The sequence below is a fragment of the Streptomyces himastatinicus ATCC 53653 genome (genome assembly GCF_000158915.1).
Classification (GTDB): domain Bacteria; phylum Actinomycetota; class Actinomycetes; order Streptomycetales; family Streptomycetaceae; genus Streptomyces; species Streptomyces himastatinicus.
Genome location: NZ_GG657754.1, coordinates 6,490,932 through 6,500,645, shown reverse-complemented (window position 1 = coordinate 6,500,645; position 9,714 = coordinate 6,490,932). Strand labels below are relative to the sequence as shown.

The following is a 9,714-nucleotide window of genomic DNA, read 5'->3' as shown; positions in this document are numbered from 1 at the left end:
GGTCGGTGGTTTCGGGGTCGGTCCCGGGCGGGGTTTCGGTGCCGGTTTCGTAGCCGGGGTCGGTGCCGGTGCCCGTTTCGGTGCCGGGGTCGGTTTCGGGGTCGGTACCTGTGTCGGTGCCCGTTTCGGTTCCGGTCTCGGTGTCGCTACCGGTGTCGGTGCCGGTGCCGGTGTCGGTGCCGGTGCCGGTGTCGGTGCCGGTGCCGGTGTCGGTGCCGGTGCCGGTGTCGGTGCCGGTGCCGGTGTCCACGTCGTCGGTTCCGGTGCCCGTCTCGGCGCTCGTGTCGGTGCCGGGGTCCGCCTCCGTATCCGTATCCGCCGTGTCCGTGCCCGCCTCGTCCGTACCGGTGCCCAGATCCGTCTCGACGCCCAGGTCTTCGTCGGTACCGGAATCCGCCTGGTCCTCGGTGCCCTGGTCCGTCTCGCTCTCGGGGCTCGGCGGCACCGCGACGGGGCTCCGCTCCAGACGGCGGGTCGGGCTCGGCGTGGGGGGCGGCTCGGGGCTCGGCTCAGGGTCCGGCTCCAGCTCGGCGCTGGGCTCGGATTCCAGCTCGGCGCTGAGTTCACGCTCCAGCTCGGCATCGGGCTCGGGCTCGGGCTCGGCGCTGGGCTCCGGCTTCGGCTCGGCACTGGGCTCCGGCTCCGCGCTGGGCTCCGGCGCGTGATCCGCACCCGACGTAGCGTCCGCACCGGGTACCGCCGCCGCGTCGATCCGGAACGCGTAGTCGTTCGACTGCCCGACCCAGTCCCCGTCGTCCTCGCGCCGCTGTACGGCGATGGCGTTGGCCGTGACAGGGCCCAGGGGCGCGTCGGTGGTGAAGCGCGAGCGTATGCGTACGTCGACCGTCTTCCCGGCCTCCACGGTGAACCCCTTGAAGTCCTTCTCGAACACCCCGATGTTCTCGTCCTCATCGGTCGTCTGGAAGGAAACGGGCCGCCAGGTGCCGCCGTCCGCGGACGGGTCCAGGAACTCGAACTGGATCTGGCGGGGCCGCAGCGCATGGCCCTGGTCGACGAGGACCGCGACGGGGTGGACGGCCCGGCAGCCGGTGTCCGTGGTGTTGCGCAGTTCCAGGTGCCACTGCTGCCACCCCGCGCCCCGCGCGTAGTGGTCCGGCCCGCCGCGCAGCCGGGTCTCTATGGGGAAGTCGGCGGCGGTCTCGTCCCCGCAGGCCGGGGCGGGTTCGGCCGCGGCGACGGGCACCCCGACCCCGTACAGGGCCGGGGCGAGGGCGAGCGCGGCGGCGGGCAGGGCGGTACGAAGGGACAGGGCCGTACGAAGGGACAAGGCGGCGCGGAAGGACAGGGACGTGGGCAGGCGCATGGGTGACCTCTGCTGGCAGCGGCGTATCCCCGAGCACTCCGCCACATTCCGCGTCCGCACGCCGACACACCGCAGGGGCGGCCGATTGACCCCGACTGGCCGTCAACAAACCCTCGATCAGCCCAATGCGAAGAGCGGGGCGAGCACGAGCTGCGCCGCTCCCTCGACCACCGCCCGCGCCCCGCCGCGTACGACGTCGACCGGGACCGTGGCGCGGCTGGTGCGGGCGGCGTCCTCGGCGAGCACGGCGGCCACGCCGCGTACATAGGACTCGGGGGCGGCCAGCACGACCCGGCCGCCGAGCAGCACCCGGTCGATGTCGAGGAGCCGTACGAGGTTGGCGGCGCCGACGCCGAGCAGCCGGGCCGCGCGCTCCTGTGCGCCCCGCGCCACGGCGGCCAGGCACAGGGCTTCGAGGCAGCCGTAGTTGCCGCAGCCGCAGCGCGGCCCGTCGAGCTGGACCACCTGGTGCCCGAACTCCCCCGCGTCCGTCCGCGCGCCCCGGTACACGCCGCCGCCGAGCACGAGCCCGGCGCCGAGGCCGGTGCCCAGGTGCAGATACGCGAATGACCCGAACGAATCGCTGGCCGGAGCGGCGAGGCCCAGGGCGGCGGCGTTGGTGTCCTTGTCGAGGACGACGGGCAGGCCGAGCCGCCGGGCGAACGCGTCGCGCAGCGGGAGCCCGTCCCACTGCGGGAAGCCGGTGACCCGGTGCAGTACGCCGGAGCCGTGGTCGAGCGGGCCTGGCGCGGCGACCCCCACCCCGAGCAGCCCCTCCGCGGCGGTATCGGCGATCAGCGCCTCGACCTCCGACGCCGCCGCCGTGAGGGCCCGCTCCGCCGGGGCGCCGAAGTCGAAGCGCGCCGTACGGAGGGCCACCGGGGCGCCCGCGAGGTCGACCAGGACCGCCGTCAGCTCGTCGCGGTCCAGGTGCAGGCCGATCGCGTGGCGGGCGTCCGGGACCAGGCGGAGCACGGTGCGCGGCTTGCCGCCGGTCGAGGCGCGGCGACCCGCCTCGGCCGCCAGGCCCTCGTCCCGCAGCCGGGCCGTGATCTTGCTGACGGCCTGCGGGGTGAGGCCCGTGCGGTCGGCCAGCTCCAGCCTGCTGACGCCGTCCTCGCCCGCGTCGCGCAGCAGGCGCAGGACGAGGGCGGCGTTGTGGCTGCGCAGGGCGGACAGATTGGCTCCGGGCCCGGCTGCCCCCGACATCGTGCTGTTCACACCCCCATTGTGGTCATCGCTTGCGCTTTAGCAACACTGTTGTCAAAGTGGCCGCATGGATGCCAATAGCAGGGATGACAGCAGCAGGGACACCGGAACGCTCCGAGCAGGGCTCATCGGCTACGGCCTCGCGGGCTCCGTCTTCCACGCCCCCCTGATCGCCGCCGCCGACGGCCTCGCCCTCGACACCGTCGTCACCGCCAGCCCCGAGCGGCAGCAGCAGGTCCGCGACGAGCACCCCGGCGTGCGCATCGCCGCATCCGCCGACGAGCTGTGGGCGCGGGCCGGTGAGCTGGACCTGATCGTCATCGCCTCCCCCAACCGCACCCACGTCCCGCTCGCGCGCGCCGCGCTGGAGGCCGGGCTGCCGGTCGTCGTGGACAAGCCGCTGGCCGCGACCGCCGCCGAGGCCGAGGAGCTGGCCGCGCTCGCCGAGGCCCGCGGGCTGCTGCTGAGCGCCTTCCAGAACCGCCGCTGGGACAACGACTTCCTGACCCTGCGCAAGCTGCTCGCCGACGGCGCGCTCGGCGAGGTGCTGCGCTTCGAGTCGCGCTTCGAGCGGTGGCGGCCGCAGCTCAAGGGCGGCTGGCGGGAGTCCGGCGACCCGGCCGAGATCGGCGGACTGCTGTACGACCTGGGCAGCCACCTGGTCGACCAGGCGCTCACCCTCTTCGGCCCGGCCGTCTCCGTCTACGCCGAGGTCGACGTACGCCGCGCCGGGGCGGAGGCCGACGACGACACGTTCATCGCCATCACCCACGCGAACGGCGTCCGCTCACATCTGTGGATGAGCGCGATCACCGCCCAGCTCGGCCCGCGCTTCCGGGTGCTGGGCAGCGAGGCGGGCTACGTCAAGTACGGCCTCGACCCGCAGGAAGCGGCGCTCCGCGAGGGCCTGCGCCCCACGGAGTCCGGGGCCTGGGGCGCCGAGCCCGAGACCGCGTGGGGGCGGCTGGGCGCGGGCGAGTCGCCGCTGACCGGCGGCGGGCGACCCGTCCCCACCGTCCGGGGCGACTACCCCGCGTACTACGCCGCGATCGCCACCGCGCTGCGCGACGGCACCCCGCCCCCGGTCACCGCGGCCGAGGCCGCGGCGGCGCTGCGGGTGCTGGAGGCGGCCCGGGTGTCGGCGACGGAGGGCCGTACGGTCCGTATCGGAGGCGCCGCATGAGCACCCCTGCGTCCGATCTCACCGACCTCATCGCTCAACTGGAGGAGCAGGAGCGACGACTGCGCTTCTCGTCCTTCTCCAACGACGACGCCTGGCTCCTCGGCTGCCTGATCGCCGACATGGCCGGGACCCGCGACGCGGCCATCACCATCGGCGTACGCCGCAATGGCCAGCGCCTGTTCCACCGCGCCCTGTCCGGCACCTCGGCCGACAACGACGCCTGGCTGGAGCGCAAGTGCCGGGTCGTCGACCGCTACGCCGCCTCCTCGTATCTCGTCGGCACCCGCTTCCGGGCGAAGGGCACGACCTTCGAGGAGTCCTCCCGGCTCGACCCCGACCACTACGCCGCGCACGGCGGCGCCTTCCCGCTCCATGTGACCGGTACGGGCGTCATCGGCACGGTCGCCGTCTCGGGCCTGCCGCAGGCGGAGGACCACGCGCTGGTGGTGGCGGCCCTGGAACGGTTCCTCGACCAGCAGCCCTGACCTGCGACATCGCTTCGCCGGGCGCCGAAGCTTTCCGCGCCTACGGTGAAGTGCATGGCGACGAAAACCGGCACCCCGGACATACCGACCACCCGCGGCCCCGCGCGCGTCCTGTCGTTCGCGCTGGTCGCGGTGTGCACGGGCTACTTCATGGTCATCCTGGACAGCACGATCGTGAACGTCGCCCTGCCCGCCCTGCGGACCGATCTGCGGGCGGGCGTGAACGGCCTCCAGTGGGTGGTGGACGGCTATCTGCTGGTGCTGGCCGCCGGGCTGCTGTCCGGCGGGGCGCTCGCGGACCGCTTCGGCGCCCGGCGGGTGTTCCAGGCCGGGCTCGGGGTGTTCGTGGCGGCGTCGCTCGGCTGCGGGCTGGCGCCCGACGTACCGGTGCTGGTGCTCGCGCGGGTGGCGCAGGGGGCCGGGGCGGCGCTGTCGGTACCGGCCTCGCTGGCGCTGCTGCGGGCCGCGTACGACGACCGCACGACGCGCGCCCGCGCGATCGGGGTGTGGGGCGGCATCGCCGGGGTGGCCGCGGCGGGCGGCCCGCTGCTCGGCGGCGTCCTGGTCGCCGCGGTCGGCTGGCGGTGGGTGTTCTTCGTCAACGTGCCCATCGGGCTGGCCGCGATGGCGCTGACCGCACGGTACGTTCCGGCGCCGCGCGCGCAGACCAGCAAGGGGCTGGACCCGGCCGGGCAGATCACCGGCGTAGTGGCGCTGACCGCGCTGGCCCTCGCCATGATCGAGGGCGGCCGCACCGGGGTGAACCCGCTGGTGGCGGGCAGCGCGTTGGTGTTCGTCCTGGCGGGCGCCGGGTTCCTGGCCGTCGAACGGTCGGTGCGCACGCCGATGCTGCCGCTCGGGCTGTTCCGTAACGCGACCTTCTCCGGCGGCTCGGCGGTCGGCCTGCTGATCAACCTCGGGTTCTACGGCGAACTGTTCGTCATCAACCTCCACTTCCAGCAGACCCTGCACTACTCCGCGCTGCTCGCCGGGCTCGCCCTGCTGCCGCAGATGGGCGTGGTGGCGGCCGGTTCCTGGCTGTCCGGGCGCTTCACGGCGCGGGTCGGCAGCCCGCGGCCCACGCTGCTGATCGGCCTGGTCACGGGCGGGGCGGGGCTGCTCGCGCTCACCGGGCTCACCGCGGCGGTCGCGCACGTTCCGTATCCGCTGCTGGTGCTCCCGCTGATGGCCACCGGCTTCGGGATGTCGTTCACCATGCCCGCCGTGACGACGGCCGTCACCGAGGGCGTGCCCGGGGAGCAGGCCGGGCTCGCCTCCGGCGTGATCAACGCGGCCCGCCAGACCGGCGGCGTCATCGGCGTCGCCCTCCTGGGCGCGCTGGCCGGTCAGGGCGCCCTCGCCGGGCTGTGGACGGCGCTGGCCGTCGCGGGGCTGGCCTTCCTCGCCGGGGCCCTGATAACCCTGCGCACCGTCGACCGCGCCATGCCATGATCCAGCGGTGCCCGCCTCTCAGATACGCCCCCGACGCGACCAGGACCTGGCGGCCTGTGTCGGCGCGCTCGCGACCGTGCAGCGCGCCGACCGCTACCCGGTCCACTGGCCCGACGACCCTGAAGGCTGGCTGACGCCGGACGGGATGCTCGGCGCCTGGGTCGCGGCCGAAGGCACCGCCGTACTCGGCCATGTGATGCTCACCCGGACCGACCCCGCCCTCGCGGACGCCATCGGCGCACCGGCCGAAGGGCTCGCCGCGGTCGCCCGACTGTTCGTCACCACCGCAGCCCGCCGCCGCGGTCTGGCCGCCGAACTGCTCGGGCACGCGGCGCGGGCGGCGGTGGCGGACGGGCTACGGCCCGTACTGGAGGTCGACTCGGGCGCCACCGCGGCCATCGGGCTGTACGAGCGCGCCGGATGGCGCTTCGTCAGGGCCATGACCGCCGACTGGCACACCGCGGACGGACGGCTCGCCGTGGTCCACGCGTACAGCGGACCCGCTGGTCATTGAACACTTCCGCCCGCCGGGCCGTACGGATAACGGCGGCCCTCGACGCCCGAGCCTGGTCCGCCGTGTCACCACCGGGCCACGCACGGAAGGACCTTCGGGATGCGCCAGCAGCCGGACAAGGACAACGCCGACAAGGCTGCCCCGGAGGAGGGCGAAACTCCGGAAGACCGCCCGCCGGAGCGGAAGCCGGACGCCACCGCCGAGGACCAGGGCAGAGACCCCGAGGGCGGTGCCCCCAAGGACAGTGACCCCAAGGGCGACACCGAAGCGGACGCCCCCAAGGGCGAGGACAGCACCGAGGACGTCCGCGACGGCGAGGACAACGCCGACGACGAAGCCGACGAAGTCGAGGCCGAAGCCCCCGAGCCCAAAGCCCCCGACGACAAAGCCGCCGAGGGCAAGGCCACCGAAGACGACGATGACGCACCGGCCGAGCTGCTGGGCGCCGCCACCGCCGGTGACGGCGCCGACGACGACGGCCCCGGCCCGGAGCAGGCCGTCACCGGCCGCCGCGGCTGGCGGGGCCGGTATCCCGTCGCGGCGCGCGCCCTGTCGTGGACGGTCACCGGCCTGTCCCTCGCGCTGGTGTTCGTCGCCCTGCTGCTGCCGACGAAGCTCGAACTCCTCACCACCGAGCACTTCACCCGCATCCCGGTGGAGCTGATCTTCGGCGCCGGTCTGCTGCTGCTCCTGCCGACCCTCGCCCGGAAAGTGGTGGCGGTGCTGGCGGGGCTGTTCCTCGGCGCGCTGGCCATCCTCAACATGCTCGACATGGGCTTCAACGAGTTCCTGGGCCGCGGCTTCAACGTGGTGCTCGACTGGATCCTGCTCGATGACGCCCAGTCGTACCTGGAGGACTCGGTCGGCCAGACGGCCGCGGCGGCCGCCGTGGTCGGGGTCGCGCTGCTCGCCCTCGCCGTGCTGACCCTCACGGCGCTGGCGGTCCTCCGGATCGGCAACGTCATGGCCCGCAACAGCGTCGTGGCGACCCGTACCACCCTGGTGGCCGGGACCGTCTGGGTCGCGTGCGCGTCGGTCGGCGCGCAGGTCGCGGGGCTGCCGGTGGCGTCCCGGAGCACCTCAGCGGCGGTCCAGGACCGGGCGGAGCGGGTGCAGAAGACCATCGAGGACGAGCGGGAGTTCCAGAAGGTCGCCGCGTACGACACGTACGGGGACACCCCGGGCGATCAGCTGCTGACCGGGCTGCGCGGCAAAGACATGATCTTCACCTTCATCGAGAGCTACGGCCGCAGCGCGATCGAGGACCCGGCGATCGCGCCCGGCGTCGACTCGACGCTGAAGAAGGCGACCAAGCGGCTGGACAAGGCCGGATTCGCGGCCAAGAGCGGCTGGCTCACGTCGGCCACGTACGGCGGCAGCAGCTGGCTGGGCCACTCCACCTTCCTGACCGGCCTGTGGATCGACAACCAGAACCGCTACCGCACCGTCACCGCGGGCGACCACCTGTCCATCACCCGCGCCTTCAAGCGCACCGGCGCCTGGCGGACGGTCGGCATCATGCCGGGCGTCCAGAAGAGCTGGCCTGAGGGCACGTTCTACGGCCTCGACCACGTCTACGACTCGCGCGAACTGGGCTACAAGGGGCCGAAGTTCAGCTGGTCGACCATGCCGGACCAGTACGCGCTGAAGGCGTTCGAGCAGCTGGAGCACGGCAAGAAGCACGACAAGCCGCTGATGTCACTGAACATCCTGACCTCCAGCCACCAGCCCTGGGCGCCCATCCCGAAGACCATTCCGTGGAGCAAGGTCGGGAACGGCTCGGTCTACAAGGGCATCGAGAAGGCGGGCAAGCGGCCCGAGGACGTGTTCACCGACTCCACCAAGGTGAAGCAGGAGTACGGCAAGTCGGTCCAGTACTCGGTGAACAGCCTCATCGACTACATGATCAAGTACGGCAACAAGAACACCGTGCTCGTCTTCCTCGGCGACCACCAGCCCCTGGCCCGGGTCAGCGGCAACAACGCGAGCCGGGACGTGCCGGTCTCGATCGTCGCCCATGACCCGAAGGTGCTGAAGCGGATAGCCGACTGGAACTGGGCGGACGGGCTGATGCCCCGCAAGGACACCCCGGTGTGGAAGATGAACAGCTTCCGCGACCGCTTCTTCAAGGCGTACGGCTCGACGCCGAGCGCCTCCCCGCGCAAGGCGAAGTGATCGCCCGCGGCCCCCGGTGCCCACTGGGCTCCGGGGGCCGCGCTGTACGTCGGAAGACGGGCGTCAGGCGTCCTTGAACTCCTGGCGCTGGCGGCCCAGCCCGTCGATCTCCAGCTCCACCACGTCCCCGGCCCGCAGATACGGCTTGGGCTCGGGGCGGCCCATGGCGACGCCCGCCGGGGTGCCGGTGTTGATGACGTCGCCCGGGTAGAGGGTCATGAACTGGCTGAGGTAGCGCACCACATGGGCGACGCCGAAGATCTGCTCGGCCGTCGTGCCGTTCTGCTTGATCTCGCCGTTGACCCACAGCCGCAGGCCGAGGGCCTGCGGGTCGGGGACCTCGTCGGCGGTGACCAGCCAGGGGCCCAGCGGGTTGAACGTCTCGCAGTTCTTGCCCTTGTCCCACTGGCCGCCGCGCTCGATCTGGAATTCGCGCTCGGAGACGTCGTGCGCGATCGCGTAGCCCGCGACAGCGGCGAGGGCCGCCTCGTCGGAGTCGAGGTAGCGGGCGGTGCGGCCGATGACGATGGCCAGCTCCACCTCCCAGTCGGTCTTCACGCTGCCGCGCGGGACCAGCACCGTGTCATCGGGGCCGATGACCGTGTCGGGGGCCTTCATGAAGAGGATCGGCTCCTCCGGGAGGGGAGCGCCGGTCTCGGTCGCGTGGTCGTGGTAGTTCAGCCCGATGCACACGATCTTGCCGATGCGGCCCAGCGGCGGGCCGACCCGTACGCCGCCGTCCTGGATCACCGGCAGCGCGTCGGCGCCCTCGGCCTCGGCCGCCGCGCGGATCCGGGCCAGCGCCGCCTCGTCGGCGAGGAGGGTCCCGTCGATGTCCGGGACCAGGCCGGACAGGTCGCGGAGGGTGCCGTTCTGGTCGAGGAGGGCCGGGCGTTCCGCCCCGACCGGTCCGACGCGCAGCAGCTTCATCCTCACAACTCCCTGGTCTCAGGACGGCGGCCAGGGGCGACTCCATGCCCTCTGGCCGCTCGATCCTCCATGAGCCTCATCCACCCCGCAAGACCCCGTTCACTGACTGGACCGGGGTCTCACCGGCCGCGGAGCAGCAGGGCCCGCTCCACCGCGGTCCAGGTGGTGGTGGTCGCGAGGTAGAGCGCGGCCGCCAGCGGCACCACGGCGGCGGTGAGGAGCGTGCCGAACGAGAGCAGCGGCAGCACCCGCGCCAGCCCGGCCGCCCCGGGGGCGGCAGGGACCGCCGCCGCGGGAGCCGCGTCGCGGGCCGCCTTGCGGGTGCGCACATACGTCCAGGTCGCGACGGCCGCGATCAGCGCGAACAGGCCGAGGTAGACCAGCCCCTGCTGACCGGCGAACGCCCCGCCCCAGCGGCCGTCGAGCGGCGCTCCGGCCAGGG

8 protein-coding genes and 1 pseudogene are annotated in these 9,714 nt (G+C 73.3%); 5 read left to right on the top strand and 4 right to left on the bottom strand.

Annotation, left to right across the window (positions count from 1 at the left end):
• Together SSOG_RS54940 and SSOG_RS27675 are read right to left on the bottom strand one after the other, a co-directional pair.
• Positions 1–1,324, bottom strand: a 1,324-nt coding sequence (locus SSOG_RS54940) for an MSCRAMM family adhesin (RefSeq protein WP_009717565.1), incomplete at its 3' end; no start/stop codon positions are given.
• Between the two features lie 117 nt (positions 1,325–1,441).
• On the bottom strand, positions 1,442–2,533 hold the full coding sequence (locus SSOG_RS27675) for an ROK family transcriptional regulator (RefSeq protein ID WP_039941815.1): 1,092 nt from the start codon (positions 2,531–2,533) through the stop codon (positions 1,442–1,444).
• A gap of 67 nt (positions 2,534–2,600) precedes the next feature.
• Here SSOG_RS27675 and SSOG_RS27670 point away from each other — a divergent pair, with 67 nt between their 5' ends.
• The 5 genes from SSOG_RS27670 (at position 2,601) to SSOG_RS27650 (ending at position 8,342) form a co-directional block, all read left to right on the top strand.
• Positions 2,601–3,716 (top strand): Gfo/Idh/MocA family oxidoreductase, encoded by a 1,116-nt coding sequence (locus tag SSOG_RS27670; protein ID WP_009717563.1) that lies wholly within the window; start codon positions 2,601–2,603, stop codon positions 3,714–3,716.
• On the top strand, positions 3,713–4,201 hold the full coding sequence (locus SSOG_RS27665) for a heme-degrading domain-containing protein (RefSeq protein ID WP_009717562.1): 489 nt from the start codon (positions 3,713–3,715) through the stop codon (positions 4,199–4,201). Before SSOG_RS27670 ends, SSOG_RS27665 begins: the two co-directional genes overlap by 4 nt.
• Before the next feature lie 54 nt (positions 4,202–4,255).
• Positions 4,256–5,653, top strand: a complete 1,398-nt coding sequence (locus tag SSOG_RS27660) for an MFS transporter (RefSeq protein ID WP_078510418.1) — start codon at positions 4,256–4,258, stop codon at positions 5,651–5,653.
• Positions 5,654–5,660: 7 nt separating this feature from the next.
• A complete protein-coding gene (locus SSOG_RS27655; protein ID WP_009717560.1) occupies positions 5,661–6,167 on the top strand; it encodes a GNAT family N-acetyltransferase in 507 nt (168 codons plus the stop codon).
• A 99-nt stretch (positions 6,168–6,266) separates the two neighbouring features.
• Complete coding sequence (locus tag SSOG_RS27650) at positions 6,267–8,342, top strand: sulfatase (RefSeq protein WP_078510417.1); 2,076 nt, start codon at positions 6,267–6,269, stop codon at positions 8,340–8,342.
• A 63-nt stretch (positions 8,343–8,405) separates the two neighbouring features.
• Here SSOG_RS27650 and SSOG_RS27645 read toward each other — a convergent pair whose 3' ends face one another.
• Both SSOG_RS27645 and SSOG_RS27640 read right to left on the bottom strand, forming a co-directional pair.
• Positions 8,406–9,272: a fumarylacetoacetate hydrolase family protein gene (locus SSOG_RS27645; protein WP_009717558.1), complete on the bottom strand. Its 867-nt coding sequence runs from the start codon at positions 9,270–9,272 to the stop codon at positions 8,406–8,408.
• A gap of 119 nt (positions 9,273–9,391) precedes the next feature.
• Positions 9,392–9,714: pseudogene (locus SSOG_RS27640) on the bottom strand (hypothetical protein); the annotation flags it as partial.

What these genes read in the sequence shown, in the direction of transcription:
- SSOG_RS27665 (WP_009717562.1), top strand. Translation starts at nt 3,713, where the DNA reads ATGAGCACCCCTGCGTCCGATCTCACCGACCTCATCGCTCAACTGGAG.
- SSOG_RS27660 (WP_078510418.1), top strand. Translation starts at nt 4,256, where the DNA reads ATGGCGACGAAAACCGGCACCCCGGACATACCGACCACCCGCGGCCCC.
- SSOG_RS27645 (WP_009717558.1), bottom strand. Translation starts at nt 9,272, where the DNA reads ATGAAGCTGCTGCGCGTCGGACCGGTCGGGGCGGAACGCCCGGCCCTC.
- SSOG_RS27670 (WP_009717563.1), top strand. Translation starts at nt 2,601, where the DNA reads ATGGATGCCAATAGCAGGGATGACAGCAGCAGGGACACCGGAACGCTC.
- SSOG_RS27675 (WP_039941815.1), bottom strand. Translation starts at nt 2,533, where the DNA reads ATGTCGGGGGCAGCCGGGCCCGGAGCCAATCTGTCCGCCCTGCGCAGC.
- SSOG_RS27650 (WP_078510417.1), top strand. Translation starts at nt 6,267, where the DNA reads ATGCGCCAGCAGCCGGACAAGGACAACGCCGACAAGGCTGCCCCGGAG.